Here is a 19,127-nt window from a genome sequence, read left to right on the forward strand (position 1 = left end):
TTTTTGTGCAAGGATAACCAGGGCGATATTTGTTTTCGCTTTTATCGCGTCGCACAAATTGTTATATAATTACTAAAGTGATGTCTAGAAGATAATTTAATAACGTTTATGCGAAATTATCGGAAAGACATAAGGTAATAAAAATACAAGAGGTCGCGATGTCGATGGAAAATAAGCGCAGCGCAGCAAAACCGGAACGCGATCGTCCTTGGCTGATCCGGACATATGCCGGGCACAGTTCGGCAGCGGCTTCCAATGCCCTGTATCGTCAGAATCTGACAAAGGGGCAAACGGGGCTTTCGGTGGCCTTCGATCTCCCTACCCAGACCGGATACGATTCGGATCATGTTCTGGCCCGCGGGGAAGTGGGTAAGGTCGGGGTGCCGGTATCGCATCTGGGCGATATGATGGCCTTGTTTGACGGCATTCCGCTGGACCAGATGAATACGTCCATGACGATCAATGCCCCGGCGGCGTGGCTTTTATCGCTTTATATTACTGTTGCGGAAAAGCAGGGAACCGCGCGCGCAAGTCTGCAGGGCACGACCCAGAATGACATCATCAAAGAATATCTGTCGCGCGGCACGTATATCTTTCCACCGGCACCAAGCTTAAAGCTGATTACCGATGTTGCCGCCTTTACCTATCGCGAAGTGCCAAAATGGAACCCGATGAATGTCTGCTCCTACCATTTGCAGGAAGCCGGTGCGACAGCAGAACAGGAACTGGCATATGCCTTGGCGACTGCGATTGCCGTTTTGGATTCGGTGCGTGATTCGGGACAGGTTCCAGAAGAAGACTTTGCCGAAGTGGTCGGGCGGATTTCGTTCTTTGTGAATGCCGGGATTCGCTTTGTCACCGAGATTTGCAAGATGCGGGCCTTCTGCGAACTATGGGATGAAATCACCCGTGATCGATATGGCATCGAAAATGCCAAATATCGTCGGTTCCGCTATGGGGTGCAGGTCAACTCATTGGGACTGACCGAACAGCAGCCGGAAAACAACGTGTATCGCATTCTGATCGAGATGCTGTCGGTGGTCCTGTCGAAAAATGCCCGTGCCCGCGCGGTGCAGCTTCCGGCATGGAACGAAGCACTTGGCCTGCCGCGGTCCTGGGATCAGCAATGGTCGCTGCGTTTGCAACAGATCATGGCCTATGAAACCGACCTTCTGGAATATGAAGACCTGTTTGACTGCAACCCGGCGATTGAACGCAAAGTCGGTGCGCTTAAAGAAGGCGCGCGCGAAGAACTTGCCAAAATCGATGCCATGGGCGGTGCAATCACAGCCGTTGATAGCGGCTATATGAAGCAGGAACTGGTGCGATCCAACGCGCGGCGACTGGCCGATATCGAATCGGGCCTTACCAAAGTGATCGGTGTGAATGCCTTTACCGAAACCGAACCATCGCCATTAACCTCGGGTGAAAAGTCGATTTTAACGGTGGATGACATGGCCGAACAGGAACAAATCGAAAAGCTGAAAGCTTGGCGGTTTGATCGGGATCAGGCCACGGTTAGACAATCCCTTGATGATCTGAAATCGGCGGCCAGCGAAGGCCGTAACATCATGGAAAGTTCAATCGCCTGTGCCCATGCCGGTGTGACAACCGGCGAATGGTCGGAAACGCTTCGCGATGTGTTTGGTGAATATCGCGCGCCAACCGGCATCACATCCCTGATCGTGACCGGGGATGACGAAAACATTCAAAAGCTCCGCCAGCGGGTCGATGAAGTTTCCGACAAGCTGGGTGAACGGATGAAGATGCTGGTTGGAAAGCCGGGACTGGATGGCCATTCAAACGGGGCAGAACAGATCGCCGTCAAAGCAGGCGATGCCGGGATCGAGGTGCTGTATGAAGGGATCCGCTGGACGCCAGAGGAACTTGTCCGCAACGCCATCGACGAAGGGGCGCACGTGATCGGTCTTTCGATCCTGTCAGGATCCCACGTGCCGCTGGTGCGTGAAGTGGTCAATAACCTGCGTGCGCAAGGGGCCGGGCATATCCCGGTTGTCGTCGGCGGGATCATCCCGGATGCCGATATGCTGATTTTGCGCCAAATGGGGGTTGCGGCGGTTTACACACCCAAGGATTACCAACTGGTGCGTGTCATTTCCGAAATCGTCGAACTGGTGGATCGCACATCAACCGATCACAGCGATACCGGGTCCGCCAAAGGCAAACCGGACGCGACGCGGGCGACCATTTATTGATTGCGGGCGACGCGGGTTAGGGGCCTAACCTTTGACAAGCGATGTGCTGATCAGGCTTGGCCATGTCATCATTGCAGCTTCGGCGACACTGATCAGCTCGTTACGGGTTGCGCCATCGCGTGCCTGTATCGACATGCCGGTCTGCACGGTGGCGTAATAGGTCGCCATCGTGTCGATATTTGCCGTACTCGGGATATGGCCGCGCCGTTGGCCTTCGGCATAAAGATTGCGCAAGTTTTTCGTCACTGAGCGGCGATAGCCGCGCAAGGTCTGATTGACGGTGGCATGGGTTGAATTTTCCTGTGGTGCGGCCAGCACCACCAGACAGCCATGCGGCAAATCTTCACGGGTATAGGCATTGGCAGATGCGACCAGCACATGCTTGGTCGCGTCTTTTGGATGCTTAAAGCGGTCCAGGTCGGCCCAGATCATGGTGCCGTGAAGTTTGTTGTAATGGGCGATCACGTCATCAAACAGCGCTTCTTTACTGCCAAAGGCGGCATAAATACTGGGCGGGCTTAGCTTCATGGCCGTGCTGAGGTCGGCCATCGACGTATTGTCATATCCCCGTTCCCAGAACAGGCCCAGGGCCTTATCCAGTGCATCGTCCCGGTCATATGCGCGTGGTCTTCCGCGTGTCGCCATGATCTGTTTTTCCATTTATGTAATGTTCACTAAATAAATTAATTGACGGGAAAAATCAAGGCTGCCATTAATTGTGTAGTGATCATTACATAAATGGAGTTCATCATGCAGAACCTTGCAGGAAAAGTTGCCTTCGTCACCGGCGGCAGCCGTGGCATTGGGGCGGCCATCGCAAAACGTCTGGCGCACGACGGCGCCCAAGTTGTTCTGACCTATGTCAGCGCACCGGACCGGGCACGTGATGTGGTCGGGGAAATTGAAGCGGCGGGCGGCACCGCCGTGGCGTTAAAGGCCGACAACCGCAATGCCGACGAGATTGAAGCCGCAATCAATCAGGCCGCAAGCCAATTTGGCCAGATCGATATTCTGGTCAATAATGCCGGAATTATTGAATTCGCGCCGATTGACGAATTTAGCATCGAGCAGTTCGACCGTACGGTTGATGTCAATGTGCGGGCGGTTTTCGTCGCGACCAAGGCCGTTTTGGCCCACATGCCTGATGGCGGTCGGATTATTACGACCGGAAGTAACCTTGCACATCGGGTACCATGGCCGGGGCTTAGCCTTTATGCCCTGTCAAAATCAGCCCTTATCGGCTTTACCCGTGGCGTGGCCCGTGATTTGGGACCGCGCAAGATTACGGTTAATGTTGTTCATCCCGGACCAACTGAAACCGACATGAACCCGTCAGACAGTGACATCGCCGATGCCGCGCGCAGCGTCATGGCCATCCCCGATTATAGCGATGCCAATGATACAGCCGGTCTTGTCGCATGGCTTGCCGGGCCTGAGGCCAAGGTGGTCACCGGTTCGGAATTCACGATTGATAGCGGCATGAATGCCTGATCAAGCCGGTCGGGATATATCAAAAATGACGGGTCGCCCTTTGTGGGGGACCCGTTTTCTGTTTTCAATCAGGCGAGGAATAAGGACGATCAGGATTTGGCTGCGATCCGTGCCGGTTCATTGTTCTGGCGTTCGCTTACCCAGCTTTCAAAGGTGCTGGCCGGAAGCGGTTTTGAGAACAGGAACCCCTGAATGAAGTCGCAGCCTTTTTCTTGCAGATAGACAAGCTGTTCGACTTCTTCCACGCCCTCGGCAACGACTTCAAGGTTAAGGCTATGCCCAAGCCCGATTACCGCATCGACAATCGCCTTGTCATCCAGATCCACATGGATATCGTTGACAAACGATCTGTCGATCTTGATCGAACCAACCGGGAACCGTTTCAAATAGTTCAGCGATGAATAGCCGGTGCCAAAGTCATCAATGGCAATCGTGACGCCAAGTGCCTTGAGTTCTTTGAGAGTCGAGACGGCTTTTTCCGGATTGTTCATCAGGATGGATTCAGTGATTTCAAGTTCAAGCGTGCCTTCCGGAAGGGCCGTGTCCTTGACGATTTTGGTCACACTTGCCACCAGTTCCGCATCCTGGAACTGGGCCGGGGACAGGTTCACAGCAATCCGCAATCCCGGCAGAGTTGTATCGCGCCAGATCTGCGTCTGTTTGCAGGCCTTTTCAAGAACCCATGCGCCAAGACGGTTGATCAAGCCGCATTCTTCGGCGACAGAGATGAATTCGCCCGGAAGGATCAGGCCGCGTTCCGGATGATGCCAGCGCACAAGCGCCTCGGCACCAACAACCCGTTCGGTGCGGCAGTCAATTTTGGGCTGATAGTAAAGTTCAAGCTGATCCTGTTCGAGCGCATTGCGCAGATCTTCTTCGATGGTTTTGCGTTCCTTGACCCGCTCGTGCATCGACGGCAGGAAGAAGCGGTAATTGTTCCGGCCTTCGGCCTTGGCGGCATACATCGCCATATCGGCGTTTTTGACCAGTTGTTCCGGGTTTTCGCCGTCTTCGGGGAACAGGGTGATGCCGACACTGGCCGTTGAATGCAGGCGAATGCCACGGCAGTCAAAGGGCTGGCACAGTTCGTCAATGATGCGCTGGGCAAGGACGATGGTGTCTTCGATATTTTGAACGTCGGTCTGGATAATGGCGAATTCATCGCCGCCAAGGCGTGCGGCAGTATCGGAATCCCGGATGATACGTGACAGACGCTGGCCCATTTCCTGAATCATCAGATCGCCGACATCGTGACCAAAGTGATCATTGATGTCCTTGAACCGGTCAAGATCGACAAACAGAACCGTCACGCCACGCTGGAAGCGACGTGCGGAAAGCAATGCCTGACGCAGACGGTCAAGGAACAGGGTCCGGTTCGGCAGACTGGTCAGCACGTCATGCACGGCAAGATGGCGCATGCGGGCTTCGGTCTGTTTACGTTCGGTAATGTCGGTATATGTAGCAACGTAGCCACCACCAGGCATCGGATTGTGATCAACCTGAATAACCCGGCCATTTGGACGTGTGCGTTCCATGCGATAGGGTTCGCGACGGCGGGCAATGGCAACGCGATCGGAAATCAGGGCCTGAATGCTGACATCGCCATATTCACCGCGTTCGCCGTTGTAACTCAGGATATCAGAAAGCGGCGTGCCTTCTTTGACCAGATCACGGGGCAGATTCAAAAGTTCGATATAGCGTTCGTTCCAGACCATCAGATTAAGGTCTTGGTCAAACAGGCAGATGCCCTGGCCGATATTGTGAAGGGTCGCTTCAAGAAGGGCCTGTTTCCGCTGGGCTTCTTCCTGTGCCTGACCTTGCAGGGCGACCATTTCGTTATATTCACGGATCAAAAGGCCAAGCTCGTCCGAGCTGTTCCATTCAACAGGGCGGCGCAAGCGTCCATGTTTGGTCATTCGAATGGAATGGAGCAATCGGTTCAGTGGTTCTTTGATCGAGCGTTTGTTGGCAATCAGAAGGCTGGCAGCCACAACCGAAATCAGCAATCCAAACAGGATCATGTCAATCGCGATACGGCGGAACAGCAAATCCTGAACGCGGGCATCCGTGAAGTAGATCACAAGTTCGCCAACATCATGGCGGACATTGTTGCGTTCAAAATAGACCCGGCGCGATAGACGCAGCGTGTCGTTCAATTCGGATTGGGAAACGCCGGTATGGGCAAATTCAGTACCATCGGCACCAAGGGCCTGAACGGCAACAATGTCGCGATCACGCGCCATGGCGTTCAATGCAGACTCGATATTATCAACGTCGAGATACCAGAAAGGCGTGGCAAGAACGCGTGCATTAATGTCCGCCGTTTGTTCGACTTTGCCATTCAAATCATCCCGAAGGACCTTGTAACTGACATAGCCAAAAACAATAAACAGCGCGAGCGAGAACAGAGAAACCAGCGGCAATGCTATGAATAGCAGCCGACTACTTAGGGACTTCCGTTGTAAAAAGCCGTACGATCCGCGCGACAAGCGTTCTCTCCTGGGCACTCAACCTTAGTCTAGTCAGATATACTGTACTCGACCTTTGTATGGGAGCCAACACTCCTATGTCAGACTCAAATCAACCCGGAAGTTGGTCGAAACGCAAGTTTGATTTTGTTTTACTGATAAATAAAAAGTTCATGCTTCCTGACCCATCTATTTTGGAATGAAGTGTTTAAGCTTCAAGCAGTTGAGGCAATTTGCATGTAAATAACTTTATTTCGGGATCGCCTGACGGGCCAATTCATCACACCGTTCGTTCTCGGGGTGTCCCGCATGTCCTTTGACCCAGTGCCAGTCAACCTGATGGGGTTTCAGGGCTTCAAGCATACGCTGCCACAGTTCAACATTTTTGACAGGCTTCTTGTCCGCGGTTTTCCAGCCACGTTTCTGCCAGCCGAAAATCCACTTGGTAATGCCGTCGCGGACATAGCTGCTGTCGGTATAGATGTTGATCACACAGGGACGTTTCAGGGCTTCTAACGCACTGATTGCCGCCATCATTTCCATTCGGTTGTTGGTGGTTTCAGGCGCACCGCCCGACAGTTCTTTTTCAACGCCCTTAAACCGAAGGATCGCGCCCCAGCCGCCGGGGCCGGGATTTCCGCTGCAGGCGCCGTCGGTGTAGATCTCGACGTGATTATCATCACCGGTATTCGAAGTCATTCAGGCGTGTCCTTAATCAAGACCATAGGCCGATGCGTTTTCCACCTTCTGATGGAAGCGCAACTTGCCGATATATTCACGGGGGTTCTTGGGCGTCACCAGCGCGTCTTTTGGTGTGTTGACCCAGTCATAAAGACGGGTCAGCAAAAAGCGCAGGCTGGCACCGCGTGCCAAGATGGGAAGGGCGGCCAGTTCGGCATCCGAAAGTGCGCGGACCTTGCCATATTGTGACAAAAGGTTCTTGGCCTTGGTGACGTTAAAGCTGTTGTCAGGTTCAAAACACCAGGCATTCATGCAAATCGCGATGTCGTAACAAAGCAAATCATTGCAGGCGAAATAGAAATCAATCAGGCCAGATACATCTTCCTTGCCCGGGAAGAAGAAAACATTGTCCGGGAAAAGGTCGGCATGAATGACGCCTTTGGGAAGGGCATGCGGCCAGTTGGCTTCAAGGTAATCAAGCTCGTTGCTGATCATTTTGCCAAGGCCCGGTTCGACATCGTCAGCGTGATCCTGACAACTTTCAAACAGCGGACGCCATCCTTTGACGCTGAGCGCATTGGGAAGGTGGATTTCAAAATCCTGCCCGGCGGTATGGAGCTGCGCCAAAGATGTGCCAAGCCCGGCACAATGATGGGGCAAGATACGGCGCGGCGACATGCCCTGAAGGAAGGATGTGATGGCCGCCGGGCGACCACACAGGCGGCGCAATGCAACGCCGTCCGTTCCATGGATCGGGGTCGGGCAATTTAATCCCTTGGCCGAAAGATGATCCATCAGTCCCAGATAAAATGGCAGGTCGTCAGGGTTCACGCGCTTTTCATACAGGGTCAGGATAAAAGGCGCCTGGGTCGTGTGCAGCAGAAAGTTGGTGTTTTCGACACCTTCTGCGATGCCCTTGAACGACACGACATCGCCGATATCATATTCGGCAACAAAACGAGCGATGTCTTCGTCTGAAACGTCGGTATAGACGGCCATAGGATTTATCGTGGTCCTGATTTGGAAACAAGCAGATGCGTGGCTTTAACTTGCAAGCTGACGCGGCAATTTAAACGTTACGTTTTCATTGGTAAGCGTGATGGTTTCCACCGTCACATCATAGCGTTCACGGCAAGCATCAATCACTTCTTCGACCAGAATTTCCGGTGCGGACGCGCCTGCTGTAATGCCAAGGGTTTTGATCCCTTCAAGCTTTTCCCAATCAATATCTTTGGCCCGTTCGACCAGAACCGACCGGTTGCAGCCTTCGCGTTTGGCGACTTCAACAAGACGGTTGGAATTTGATGAATTGGGCGCGCCCAGAACCAGAATGGCTTCTGCCTTTTCGGCAATCAGTTTGACCGCATGCTGACGATTGGTCGTCGCATAGCAAATGTCTTCTTTTTTGGGCACCGAAATGCAGGGGAAACGACGCTGCAGGATTTCGATGATCTTTGCCGTGTCATCGAGCGACAAGGTCGTCTGGGTCACAAAAGCAAGGTTTTCCGGATTGGCGAACTGAAGATTTTCGGCGTCTTCTTCGGTTTCAATCAGCGTCATGCTGCCCAAGGGCAACTGCCCCATCGTACCAACGACCTCGGGATGACCGGCATGGCCGATCAAAAGGATGTGTTTTCCTTCGGCGTAGTGGCGTTCGGCCCCGCGATGGACCTTGGACACCAGTGGGCAGGTCGCATCAAGATACTCAAGATTGCGACTCTCAGCTGCTTCGGGCACGGATTTTGGAACGCCATGTGCTGAAAAGATCACGGGAACGCCATCTGGAACCGCATCAAGTTCATCGACGAAAACCGCACCCATGTCGCGCAGGCGATCAACGACAAATTTATTATGGACGATTTCATGCCGGACATAGACCGGCGCACCGTATTTTTCGAGCGCCTTTTCAACGATCTCAATCGCGCGGTCGACCCCGGCGCAAAAACCACGCGGGTTGGCAAGTACGATCCGAAGGTTGGCTTTGTCAGGCATGATACAGGTCCGGCTTTCCAAATTGTGCAAGGCTGTCCTTACACAGTAATTCAAACGTTCTCGTTACATAACCCGCCTGAACGCATGGCGCAATGACTCTGCAATGTTTGAAAGTTGCCATTGTTTTCATTTTGTGGCGACGTGCGAAGCGGGTTGTGCCAAGAACAGTGAAAGAATAGACTGCGCCCCGACCATGCAAAACAGGCATAGGTCAGAAAAAAGTTGGTTTGATAGAGGCTTGGATGACGATCGGTAACGGATTTCGACGCATATGCGTATTAGGTGTGGTCTCGCTTGGTGGCTTGCTGGCGGCATGCAGCAGCAACCCGTTTGAAGAGCAGCCTGTTCCTGTTTGTCCATCGGCCTATTTGCCAAAAGATACCGCAAAGATGGTTCAGTTTAATGGTGCGGGCAAGGATTTGACCGACGTTGTCGTCGAGGCCGAATTTACCGGTTACCTTGGTGATTGTGGCTATGATCTTGATGAAAAGACACTTGATGTCATCATCAGCCCGATCATCACAGCCGAACTTGGACCGGCAGCACAAAGCCGCGTTGCGGCGTTGAAGTATTTTGTGGCTCTTCGTGATCCGAACGGGAATTTCGTTCAGAAATCCGTGTTTGATGTGACGATGCCATTTGCCGAGAACCTGAATATGGCCCGGTTCCGCGATGAGCAGGTGACCCTTTCCGTGCCACTTGACGATGTCTGGACCGGACCAAATTACGAGATTTATCTCGGGTTCCAGCTCAGTGCGGATCAACTCGAATATAACCGTCGTTTCGGACTGGAATAACCAATTACGGTTGAATTCATCTTGTGACGATTGCCTGAAATTAGGGGCTGGTCGGGCTGAGATGAAATCCGTATAAGGACGCATACCCAAATGATCCCCGTGGGAGAGTGCCACGGTCCATAACGGATTGCGCGGACGCCGAAGGAGCAACCACCCCGGAAACTCTCAGGCAAACGGACCGCGGGGAGATGGGACTCTGGAAAGTAGGCGGCATCTTATCGATGCTCGTCTCGCCGAAGATGTAAGCAGACCGTCTCGACAAGTCGGCTGTGATTCTTTCAGGCTCCAAGACAGAGGGGGAACGTGGTCGGCCATCGGTCGGCTATGTTTCGCAACGCCTGTCCAGGAGTCCTTGATGACCAATCATCAAACCGAACTGCTTAAAACGGCCCTTTTTGACCTTCACGTAGAACTGGGCGCCAAAATGGTGCCGTTTGCTGGCTATGATATGCCGGTTCAATATCCGCTGGGTGTCAAAGGCGAACATCTTCATACCCGTGCCAAAGCAGGTTTGTTTGATGTCTCACATATGGGGCAGGTCCGCCTGACCGGTGAAAACCGCGTGGCCGAGCTTGAAAAGCTTGTGCCCGGTGACATCGCAATTCTTAAACCCGGCCGGACACGTTATTCCACCTTTACCAATGATGACGGCACGATCCTTGACGATCTCATGATTACCAATGCCGGCGAGAGCCTGTTTTTGGTGATCAATGCGGCGTGCAAAGATGATGACATTGTTCATATGCGGGCCAATCTTGGCGATGGTGTTGCTCTTGAAGAAATTTACGACCGTGCGCTGATGGCGTTACAGGGCCCCGAAGCGGCAAAAGTTCTGGCGCGCTTCGCCCCCGAAGTCGCCGATCTGAAATTCATGAGTTTTGCCGAGCTCGATATTGCGGGCATTCCGTGCTTTGTCACCCGGTCGGGCTATACCGGTGAAGACGGCTATGAGATTTCGGTTCCCGATAGCGCGGCAGAAGAACTTGCACGCAAACTTCTGGCTGAAGACGAAGTCGAGGCGATTGGCCTTGGCGCACGTGATTCGCTGCGTCTTGAAGCGGGTCTTTGCCTGTATGGCAACGATATCGACACCACCACGACCCCGGTTGAAGGCGATCTGAACTGGATTATTAACAAACGCCGTCGTGTGGAAGGTGGGTTCAAGGGCGCTGATGTCATCCTTGATCAACTGGAAAACGGTGCTGATCGCAAACGCGTTGGGATCAAGCCCGAAGGCAAGGCGCCGGCACGCGAACACACCGCTATTTTGAACAGCGACGGCGAAGAAATTGGTGAAATCACCAGTGGCGGCTTTGGGCCGACCGTCGATGGCCCAATTGCAATGGGCTATGTGGCAATTGAATTTTCCGATCCGGGTACCAAGGTCGAATTAATGGTGCGCGGCAAGGCACGTCCGGCAGAGGTTGTTGAACTTCCGTTCGCACCACATCGTTATTTCCGCGGCTAAGGCCGAAATACTTCAAAATCAGCGGCTGATCGCCGCGTTGGCAGACAATCGATCAACAGGGACAAAGACAATGACTAAAAAATTCTCGCAGGAACATGAATGGATCGAGTTCGAAGACGGTATCGCAACCGTTGGCATCACCGATTACGCGCAGCAGTCGCTGGGCGATATCGTGTATGTCGAACTCCCGGAAATCGGCAAAAAACTGACCAAAGACGGCGATGCGGCTGTTGTTGAGTCGGTCAAAGCTGCAAGTGATGTTTATGCACCGCTTGATGGTGAGATTGTTGAAATCAATGAAGATCTCGACGTTAACCCGGCACTGGTCAATGAAGCCCCGGAAACGGATGGCTGGTTCTTTAGAATGTCTCTGACTGACGAATCCCAGCTTGATGAGCTGATGGATGAAGCAGCCTATAAAGACTTCGTCGAAGGTCTGTAAGCATGCGTTATCTCCCACTGACACGCGCTGATCGCGCCGCGATGCTTGAAGCCATCGGGGCGTCATCGGTCGATGAGCTTTATAGTGACGTTCCCGAAGGTGCGTTACTTGATGCGCCGGTTGATCTGCCAAGCCACCTTGGCGAGATGCAGGTCGAACGCGACATGATGGCCCTTGCATCCAAGAATATTGGTGCGTCCAGCGTACCAAGCTTCCTTGGTGCAGGTGCCTATCGTCATCATGTTCCAGCCACGGTTGATTACATCATTCAACGCGGCGAATTTCTGACGGCTTATACCCCGTATCAGCCGGAAATTGCCCAAGGCACGTTGCAATATCTGTTTGAATTCCAGACCCAGGTTGCATCGATCACGGGCATGGATGTTGCCAATGCGTCGATGTGGGATGGGGCAACATCCTGTGCCGAAGCCGTCCTGATGGCCTGCCGTGCGACCCGTCGCAAAAAGGCAGTTCTTTCAGGTGGTGTGCACCCGCATTACCGCGAGGTAACGGAAACCTATTGCCAGTACAGCGATACCGAAGTTGCCGGTCGCGACGGCAATCCGGAACAGCAGGCCTCTGTCGAAGAATTGAATGATCTTATCGATGATCAGACGGCATGTGTGGTTGTGCAGTACCCTGATGTGTTCGGGCGTGTTCAGGACCATACCCAACTGGCAGAAGTATGCCACGCCAAAGGAGCGCTTCTGGTTGTGGTCTTTACCGAGGCTGTTGCCTTTGGTGCGATCAAATCGCCGGGCAGTTTTGGCGCCGATATTGTCTGCGGCGAAGGCCAGTCGATCGGGAATGCGCTGAACTATGGCGGGCCATATGTCGGTCTGTTTGCCACCACGCAAAAGCTTGTCCGTCAGATGCCGGGCCGCCTGTGCGGTGAAACGGTTGATCAGGATGGCAAGCGCGGCTTTGTTCTGACACTTTCGACCCGTGAGCAGCATATTCGCCGTGAAAAGGCGACATCGAACATTTGCACCAACTCTGGTCTGTGTTCCTTGGCCTTTACGGTTCATATGAGCTTGCTTGGTGAAGATGGCTATCGTCGTTTGGCGACGTTGAACCATGAAAACGCGTGTAAGACGGCCGATGCGCTTGATGCGGTGTCGGGTGTTACGGTTGTCAATGACAGCTTCTTTAACGAGTTCACTGTCAAGCTGAGCAAACCGGCTGCAGAAGTGGTTGAAACTTTGGTTTCCAAGGGTGTTCTCGGCGGTGTTCCGCTGTCGCGTCTGTATCCGAACCGGTCTGATCTGGATCATTATCTGTTGATCGCGGTGACCGAAACCAACACCGATGAAGATATCGCGGCCCTTGTGGGCGCATTGAAGGAGGCGCTGGCATGACCTTCACAACCCATACCGGTAACCGTGGACTTGTTCTGGAAGAAAAACTGATCTTTGAACAGGGTCAACCCGGCCGAACCGGTGTTGATTTGCCAGAACCCAAAGGGACCAAGACCCGTCTTGGCGGACTTGACCGCGAAAGCGATGTTGGTCTTCCGGGCCTGTCTGAACCGCAAGTGGTGCGTCACTTTACCCGCATGTCGCAGAAGAATTTCGGGATTGATTCCGGCTTCTTCCCGCTGGGGTCTTGCACCATGAAGCATAACCCGCGCCTGAATGAAAAAGTCGCCCGTTTGCCTGGTATTTCCGATCTGCACCCGATGCAGCCCGAAAGCACGGTACAGGGGGCGCTGGAACTGATTGACCAATGTGCACATTGGTTGCTGGTTCTGACCGGCATGCCGGCTGTTTCCATGTCACCGGCTGCCGGTGCGCAGGGTGAACTGTGCGGCATGATGGCCATTCGTGCGGCCCTTGATGCACGCGGTGAAAACCGTCGTCGTGTTCTGGTGCCTGAATCCGCCCACGGGACCAATCCGGCAACGGCTGCGGCCTGTGGCTTTACGGTGGATTCGATCCCTGCGACCGAAGATGGGCGTGTTGATCTTGCGGCGTTTGAGGCCAAGCTTGGCGACGATGTGGCTGGCATCATGCTGACCAACCCGAATACGTGCGGTCTGTTTGAACGCGATGTGCGCAAGATTGCCGATCTGGTGCATGCAGCCGGTGGGTATTTCTATTGCGATGGTGCGAATTTCAACGCCATTGTCGGACGCGTGCGCCCGGCTGATCTTGGCATTGATGCGATGCATATCAATCTGCATAAAACCTTTTCGACCCCGCATGGCGGTGGTGGACCGGGTTCTGGTCCGGTTGTGTTTTCAGATGCATTGGCACCCTATGCGCCGATCCCTTATGTTGTTCGCACCGAAAACGGTTTCCACTTGGTTGAAACCGCAGATGAAGAAGATGGCAAAAAGCCATTTGGTCGTCTGAAAGGGTTCCATGGTCAAATGGGCATGTTCGTTCGTGCGCTGACCTATATGAAAAGCCACGGTGCGGACGGTTTGCGTCAGGCATCCGGGGATGCGGTTCTGAATGCCAACTATCTGCTGGCACGTCTGAAAGACAAACTGAGCGTCGCCTTCCCGGGATATTGCATGCATGAAGCCCTGTTTGACGACAGCTTCCTGAAAGATACCGACGTCTCGACCCTGGACTTTGCAAAGGCAATCATCGACGAAGGGTTCCACCCGATGACGATGTATTTCCCGCTGGTTGTTCATGGGGCACTTTTGATCGAGCCGACCGAGACCGAAACCAAGGAATCGATCGATCAGTTTTGCGATGCGATCCTGTCGCTTGTCGCCAAGGCCGAGTCGGGTGATGCGGAGTTCTTTAAGAATGCACCTTATCTGACACCGCGTCGTCGACTGGATGAGACAGCGGCTGCACGGAAGCCTGTGTTGCGCTGGAAACCGGAAACGGCTTGATAAGCAACGCACCTTGCGATTTCAGAACACCCCGGCCCTGTGCCGGGGTGTTCTTTTTCAATGACTTGCACTTGAAACCCATTGGACTTGTTGCAATCTGAACCCTTATACTTGTCTGAAGTACTAATGAACGGCATCAGTAAATGGTGTGTTTGGGGATTATGTGTTCGGGCATTGCCCGTTCCGGAGGTTTGAAGTCAGTCATGTCTCGTCGCGTGCAAAAAGTATTCACTGCCGAACGTCGATTAAAAGAACGGACAGGTGGGGTTGTTGAAGATTGGTCGGACTCCTTTTTTGATCCGACGCTTGAGGCCGGACTTGGTGCCGGTGAGGCGATGAAGCCTTCACAGCCATCATCACATGCATCTGAAGGCGGCTCTGAGCTGACACAAGCTGTTTTGGATGAAATCCGTGCGCTGCGTGGCGAAGTTTCGCAATTGCGTTCTGCTGTGGCATCTGGCGGTACCGTAAGTGCAGATGTTGCGGCACCTGTTGCGTCAAATGACACGCCGCTTGATGTGTTGCCTGAACCTGTTTCGAGCAATTTCACACATAGCAATCGCCCCGGGGCAGCTGAACCGGATCGGGATGATCTGGAATTGATTCGCACCCAGATTGCCGAAATGAACGAGCATATCCACAAGGCCAAAGTCCAGATTGCATCGCTTCGCCATCCCAAGGCGTCCGATGATCGGATCGTCAGTGCGACGTCGGAGTTGGATGCGATTGTCAAAGATACCGAGATGGCAACACACACCATTCTGGAATCGGCTGAACAGATTGATGATCTGGCGATGACGTTGAAAAACTCTGCACCGAGCGAGTTTGTTGCAGATCACGTCGAACAGATTGCCTTTATCGTCACAAAGATTTTTGAATCCTGCAATTTTCAGGACATCACAGGTCAGCGTATCAACAAGGTGGTTCGGACACTGGAATTCGTTGAAGAACGTGTCCACAATATGATCTCGATCTGGGGCGAAGAGGCCTTTGCCGATCTTCCGGTTCCGGAAAGCGATGCCAAAGAAAGCGAGCCTGACGATTCCGATCTTTTGAACGGTCCTCAGCTTCAGGGCGAGGGGATTAGTCAGGACGATATCGATAAATTGTTCGATTAACGGTGAAAAATCTTGGGTTTCTGCCTATATTTAGGGAGTGACCGTACCCAACCCTTTCAAAGAAAAAGGGTGAAGGTGTCCAAGCAGGGCCTTTCGTCAACTAAACGTTTACAAATGTTGGGGTAGGTTCATACCTATAAGAATAAGAAGCGATGTTGGGATGCGTGTGATATTCGGTTGCACGCGTTTTAGCGTGCTTGGAGGATACTATGGGATTTTGGTCTCTTGGTGCTATTCGCCAGCCTAAGGCGCAGGATATTAAGTGGCGGAAGAGCCCGCGTGGTGACTACTATCGCCTCTTCATGATCGATGACATTTCAGAGCTTAAACTGAATGGCGTTGGTGGTGTGTATTTGCTGTGGCATGGCGGGATAAAGCCATCTTGGCTCGTCGCAGGCGCGACAGAGGATCTTGGGCACAGTTTTTCGGAACTGATGCGCGATCCCGATATTCGCGAATATGACGGCCGCGGCGGTGTTTACATGAGCTGGTCGCCGATCAAAGGCAGCTTCCGGGAAGGGGTTGTGCATTTCATCGCAAAGCACACCAACCCGACCTTTGAGTGTGACTATGACAGCAAATCAGACCCGATACCGGTTCTTTTGCCGCGTTAACCACGCAACGTCGTCTTGGCTTCAGATATAATAAAGCTCCGCAGTTACCTGCGGAGCTTTATGTGCTTTTACCTGCAAAAATTCAGCTTAGAGCTTTGCAAGTACGGCTTCGGCACTTGATACATCAAATGCGCCCGGCTCTTCGACAGCAAGGTGGGTGACTTTGCCGTTATCGACAATCATGGCAAAGCGGTTGGCACGCTTGCCAAGCCCACGGCCGGTCAGATCAAGTTCCAGACCGGTTGCATCGACAAATGCCAGATCACCGTCAGACAACATGGTGATGTCGGTGGCTTTTTCGCTGGTGGCCCATGCCTGCATGACGAATGCATCGTTCGATGCAAGGCATGCGATTTCATCGACACCCTTTGCTTTGATCTCGTCGGATTTGGCGACGAATCCCGGAAGATGCTTGGCCGAACAGGTCGGGGTGAAAGCACCAGGAACAGCAAACAGAACGACTTTGCGGCCTGCGAAGAATTCTTTGGAGTTTACGGCTTCCGGGCCATCGCTCGTGGCGCGGAAAAGAGTGACGTCCGGGAGTTCATTGCCGACTGAAATGGTCATGGGTATCTCCGTATGGGTTGCGCAATCCCGTTGATTGCGCGATGGATCGTATGGTTGGGAATCAAACTACAAATTTGTTGGATATTCAATGCCATCCAGCGGTGTTTTTCGTAAGTTTCATCAGGAAGACTTTTCAGCGATCTTTGAGTGATGCCTGAAACGCCTGCTGCACTTTCTCTACGGGCGATCTTTGAAGTGTGATCATTGTGCGTTTTTTGCAAGGTCACTGCTGGTATTGGCATCGCGCAGAGCCGTCAAAACAGCATCGGTGCTGAGCAATTCTGATAGTAAAATTCCGTCAGGCGCATTGGGACCAAAGACCGCATTAAACGGAATGCCAAAACGCCCATAAGATGCCAGATAATCAGAAATCTGTTGGTTCGGGCGGGTCCAGTCGGCCTGCATCAGAACGATGTTATCGCTTTGAAGCACCTCGGAAACCTCGGCTGTTTCAAGCACCAGCTTTTTATTGACCTGACAGGTCACACACCATTCGGCGGTGACGTCGACCAGAACCGTTTTTCCATTCGCAACAAGGCTGCCAATGGTTTCAGGTGCGAAGCTTTGCCATTGAAGCGGACCTGTTTTGGTGTTGCCAGCCATCGGTGCAATAGGTTGGGAAAAGCCCGGTGCAAACAGGGCGACAAGGAAGCCCAAAACAGCAAATGCGGTAAAAGCAAATCGCGGGCGTAAGGATGATGCACGTTTACGTGCCCAGACAAATACTCCACCGATCAGCAGGCCAATACCAACGAAAATGGCGCCGGTCATGCCGATTTGAACCGATAGAATGCCCAACAGCCAAGCCGCTGTCCCGATCAGGGCCAATCCAAGAACCGCTTTTACGACATTCATCCAGCGTCCCGGTTTGGGCAATATATGCGCAACACGGGGCTGAATGGCAATTGCCAGATAGGGCAAGGCAAGGCCAACGCCAAGCAGGGTGAAAATCCAGAAGATATCAAGGGTATCACCGGCAAGGGCAAAGCCGACTGCCGTGCCAAGGAAGGGGGCCGAACAGGGGGTGGCCAGCAATGTTGCAAACATGCCGGTCAGGAAATGACTGCTCAGGTAACGGCCACTTGTTTCCTGTTTGGTAATGGCATCATTGGCCGCATTGCCCAACTGATCCGGACCACCAATTTCAAACTGGCCCCACATATTGAGTGCGAACAGCGCAAGAATAATGGTCATGACCGTCAGGAACAGCGGTTGTTGGAACTGAATGCCCCAGCCGATCGATCCGCCAGTAAGCTTAATGGCGATCAAGACCGCGGCAATAAGCCAGAAGGATGTGACAATGCCCGCCGCACTTGCAAGGAAGCCAAGCCGCACCTTGCCGATATCCTGTTCGCGCACATTGATCACGGACATGACCTTGATCGAGAGAACCGGCAAGACGCAGGGCATGACGTTCAGGATCAGCCCGCCAAGCAAGGCAAACAGCCCGATCAGCCAAATATTGATATCTGCCCGCGCGCTCGGGGACCCGGTGCTATTCGATGCGATTTGATCGTTATTGCTGCCAACCAAAAGGTCTTGTTCAACGGATAACGGCCCGGCAATCACGGTGATGGTGAGCGGCAGGTCATTCAGGTTCTGCCCGTCTTCCAAGCCAAAGACCGCAAGGTCGAAATATTGTAGATCATGGTCGTCATTTGCTGGTGCCTGTGCCGCGACAGGGGCGGAAAAGCCAATGCGACGGTCGCTTTCGGCCAGGATGTCATCAATATTGACCCCGGCCGATGAAAGGCCACGGATCCCAAGGTGCAATATTGTCTGATCAGCTGTCTGGCTGCTGGAAATGTGACTGACCGAAATCGGAAGACCGGTACCCGTTAGGGGCACGCGGGAGACAAATTTCTCGATCTGATGGGCGTGGTTGCTGGCAATTGATGTGGAAGAGGTGCCAGTTGACGCATCGTTGGCCGGAATATCAAGATTGAAGCTGGCGACTGCCGGAATGCAAATATCGCTGCAAACGAGGTAGTCAACATCAAGGGCGATTGAAACGGGCTGATCCGGATATGGGACCGCAACATCAATCGGCAAGATGATGTGGTTTTTATAGCCAAATGTTTCCAGCCCAAAAATCGAAAAACGGTGCGGGGCAGGCCACAGAATTTCGGCATCACCGACGTTTTCTGAGCCAGTCCAATCGAGTTGCGGTGGGAAACCGGCATCCCCGGCACTGCGCCAGTAGATTTTCCAATCAGGCTGCAGTTCAAATTCAAGACCAAGACGAAGCGTGTCAGACGTGCTGGTGCGGGTCTGCACACTGATCAGGCGCAGGGACGCAAAATCTTCGTCAACCCAGTCCGATGCCATGTCCGATGCCGCCATGGCAGGAGCCATCGCGCCAATCATTGTCAGGGCAAAGGTAAACAGGATTGTAAGGCGGGCGATCAGGTGGCGGAGCACG

Annotated in this window: 16 protein-coding genes and 2 riboswitches; of the genes, 9 read left to right on the forward strand and 7 right to left on the reverse strand. The window is 53.1% G+C overall.

Annotated features, from left to right (window positions below):
• Positions 1–158 precede the first annotated feature (158 nt).
• Positions 159–2,216 carry a methylmalonyl-CoA mutase family protein gene (locus tag RIC05_RS09040; RefSeq protein ID WP_350046809.1) on the forward strand — a complete coding sequence of 686 codons (2,058 nt, stop codon included), beginning with the start codon at positions 159–161 and terminating at the stop codon, positions 2,214–2,216.
• A 24-nt stretch (positions 2,217–2,240) separates the two neighbouring features.
• Here the strand turns inward: RIC05_RS09040 and RIC05_RS09045 are convergent, their stop codons facing one another.
• Positions 2,241–2,876, reverse strand: a complete 636-nt coding sequence (locus tag RIC05_RS09045; protein WP_350046810.1) for a TetR/AcrR family transcriptional regulator — start codon at positions 2,874–2,876, stop codon at positions 2,241–2,243.
• A 90-nt stretch (positions 2,877–2,966) separates the two neighbouring features.
• Between RIC05_RS09045 and RIC05_RS09050 the strand changes: the two genes are divergently transcribed.
• Positions 2,967–3,707, forward strand: coding sequence for a 3-oxoacyl-ACP reductase family protein (locus tag RIC05_RS09050; protein WP_350046811.1), 741 nt, complete (start codon positions 2,967–2,969; stop codon positions 3,705–3,707).
• Positions 3,708–3,796: 89 nt separating this feature from the next.
• Here the strand turns inward: RIC05_RS09050 and RIC05_RS09055 are convergent, their stop codons facing one another.
• The 4 genes from RIC05_RS09055 to ispH all read right to left on the reverse strand — a co-directional run bounded on the left by RIC05_RS09055 (position 3,797) and on the right by ispH (position 8,848).
• The gene (locus RIC05_RS09055) at positions 3,797–6,196 is read right to left on the reverse strand and encodes a putative bifunctional diguanylate cyclase/phosphodiesterase (protein ID WP_350059753.1); all 2,400 of its coding nucleotides are present in this window, start codon (positions 6,194–6,196) and stop codon (positions 3,797–3,799) included.
• Positions 6,197–6,424: 228 nt separating this feature from the next.
• Complete coding sequence (gene rnhA, locus RIC05_RS09060; RefSeq protein ID WP_350040926.1) at positions 6,425–6,874, reverse strand: ribonuclease HI; 450 nt, start codon at positions 6,872–6,874, stop codon at positions 6,425–6,427.
• Between the two features lie 12 nt (positions 6,875–6,886).
• Positions 6,887–7,855: a homoserine kinase gene (locus tag RIC05_RS09065; protein WP_350046813.1), complete on the reverse strand. Its 969-nt coding sequence runs from the start codon at positions 7,853–7,855 to the stop codon at positions 6,887–6,889.
• Positions 7,856–7,900: 45 nt separating this feature from the next.
• On the reverse strand, positions 7,901–8,848 hold the full coding sequence (gene ispH / locus RIC05_RS09070) for a 4-hydroxy-3-methylbut-2-enyl diphosphate reductase (protein WP_350046814.1): 948 nt from the start codon (positions 8,846–8,848) through the stop codon (positions 7,901–7,903).
• A gap of 242 nt (positions 8,849–9,090) precedes the next feature.
• Here ispH and RIC05_RS09075 point away from each other — a divergent pair, with 242 nt between their 5' ends.
• From RIC05_RS09075 to RIC05_RS09105, 7 genes are all read left to right on the forward strand, one after another.
• Positions 9,091–9,645 (forward strand): hypothetical protein, encoded by a 555-nt coding sequence (locus RIC05_RS09075; RefSeq protein WP_350046815.1) that lies wholly within the window; start codon positions 9,091–9,093, stop codon positions 9,643–9,645.
• A 90-nt stretch (positions 9,646–9,735) separates the two neighbouring features.
• A riboswitch (glycine riboswitch) is annotated at positions 9,736–9,836 on the forward strand.
• A gap of 3 nt (positions 9,837–9,839) precedes the next feature.
• A riboswitch (glycine riboswitch) is annotated at positions 9,840–9,941 on the forward strand.
• Positions 9,942–10,000: 59 nt separating this feature from the next.
• Positions 10,001–11,113: a glycine cleavage system aminomethyltransferase GcvT gene (gene gcvT / locus RIC05_RS09080; RefSeq protein WP_350046816.1), complete on the forward strand. Its 1,113-nt coding sequence runs from the start codon at positions 10,001–10,003 to the stop codon at positions 11,111–11,113.
• A 70-nt stretch (positions 11,114–11,183) separates the two neighbouring features.
• Positions 11,184–11,555, forward strand: coding sequence for a glycine cleavage system protein GcvH (gene gcvH, locus RIC05_RS09085; RefSeq protein WP_350040921.1), 372 nt, complete (start codon positions 11,184–11,186; stop codon positions 11,553–11,555).
• A 2-nt stretch (positions 11,556–11,557) separates the two neighbouring features.
• Complete coding sequence (gene gcvPA, locus RIC05_RS09090) at positions 11,558–12,913, forward strand: aminomethyl-transferring glycine dehydrogenase subunit GcvPA (protein ID WP_350046817.1); 1,356 nt, start codon at positions 11,558–11,560, stop codon at positions 12,911–12,913.
• Positions 12,910–14,406: an aminomethyl-transferring glycine dehydrogenase subunit GcvPB gene (gcvPB, locus tag RIC05_RS09095; RefSeq protein WP_350046818.1), complete on the forward strand. Its 1,497-nt coding sequence runs from the start codon at positions 12,910–12,912 to the stop codon at positions 14,404–14,406. Before gcvPA ends, gcvPB begins: the two co-directional genes overlap by 4 nt.
• Before the next feature lie 203 nt (positions 14,407–14,609).
• Positions 14,610–15,524, forward strand: a complete 915-nt coding sequence (locus RIC05_RS09100) for a protein phosphatase CheZ (RefSeq protein WP_350046819.1) — start codon at positions 14,610–14,612, stop codon at positions 15,522–15,524.
• A gap of 209 nt (positions 15,525–15,733) precedes the next feature.
• Positions 15,734–16,138, forward strand: coding sequence for a hypothetical protein (locus RIC05_RS09105; protein WP_350040917.1), 405 nt, complete (start codon positions 15,734–15,736; stop codon positions 16,136–16,138).
• 87 nt (positions 16,139–16,225) lie between these two features.
• On the opposite strand, the gene RIC05_RS09110 is transcribed toward RIC05_RS09105, so the two are convergent.
• Positions 16,226–16,705 carry a peroxiredoxin gene (locus tag RIC05_RS09110; protein ID WP_350040916.1) on the reverse strand — a complete coding sequence of 160 codons (480 nt, stop codon included), beginning with the start codon at positions 16,703–16,705 and terminating at the stop codon, positions 16,226–16,228.
• Positions 16,706–16,906: 201 nt separating this feature from the next.
• Positions 16,907–19,126, reverse strand: coding sequence for a protein-disulfide reductase DsbD family protein (locus tag RIC05_RS09115; protein ID WP_350046820.1), 2,220 nt, complete (start codon positions 19,124–19,126; stop codon positions 16,907–16,909).
• Position 19,127 lies beyond the last annotated feature (1 nt).

This window comes from Thalassospira sp. (assembly GCF_040218635.1).
Classification (GTDB): Bacteria; Pseudomonadota; Alphaproteobacteria; order Rhodospirillales; family Thalassospiraceae; genus Thalassospira.

Bases quoted from the DNA above. Each gene is read 5' to 3' on its own strand.
- RIC05_RS09040 (WP_350046809.1), top strand. From the start codon at position 159: ATGTCGATGGAAAATAAGCGCAGCGCAGCAAAACCGGAACGCGATCGT.
- RIC05_RS09045 (WP_350046810.1), bottom strand. From the start codon at position 2,876: ATGGAAAAACAGATCATGGCGACACGCGGAAGACCACGCGCATATGAC.
- RIC05_RS09050 (WP_350046811.1), top strand. From the start codon at position 2,967: ATGCAGAACCTTGCAGGAAAAGTTGCCTTCGTCACCGGCGGCAGCCGT.
- rnhA (WP_350040926.1), bottom strand. From the start codon at position 6,874: ATGACTTCGAATACCGGTGATGATAATCACGTCGAGATCTACACCGAC.
- RIC05_RS09065 (WP_350046813.1), bottom strand. From the start codon at position 7,855: ATGGCCGTCTATACCGACGTTTCAGACGAAGACATCGCTCGTTTTGTT.
- ispH (WP_350046814.1), bottom strand. From the start codon at position 8,848: ATGCCTGACAAAGCCAACCTTCGGATCGTACTTGCCAACCCGCGTGGT.
- RIC05_RS09075 (WP_350046815.1), top strand. From the start codon at position 9,091: ATGACGATCGGTAACGGATTTCGACGCATATGCGTATTAGGTGTGGTC.
- gcvT (WP_350046816.1), top strand. From the start codon at position 10,001: ATGACCAATCATCAAACCGAACTGCTTAAAACGGCCCTTTTTGACCTT.
- gcvH (WP_350040921.1), top strand. From the start codon at position 11,184: ATGACTAAAAAATTCTCGCAGGAACATGAATGGATCGAGTTCGAAGAC.
- gcvPA (WP_350046817.1), top strand. From the start codon at position 11,558: ATGCGTTATCTCCCACTGACACGCGCTGATCGCGCCGCGATGCTTGAA.
- gcvPB (WP_350046818.1), top strand. From the start codon at position 12,910: ATGACCTTCACAACCCATACCGGTAACCGTGGACTTGTTCTGGAAGAA.
- RIC05_RS09100 (WP_350046819.1), top strand. From the start codon at position 14,610: ATGTCTCGTCGCGTGCAAAAAGTATTCACTGCCGAACGTCGATTAAAA.
- RIC05_RS09105 (WP_350040917.1), top strand. From the start codon at position 15,734: ATGGGATTTTGGTCTCTTGGTGCTATTCGCCAGCCTAAGGCGCAGGAT.
- RIC05_RS09110 (WP_350040916.1), bottom strand. From the start codon at position 16,705: ATGACCATTTCAGTCGGCAATGAACTCCCGGACGTCACTCTTTTCCGC.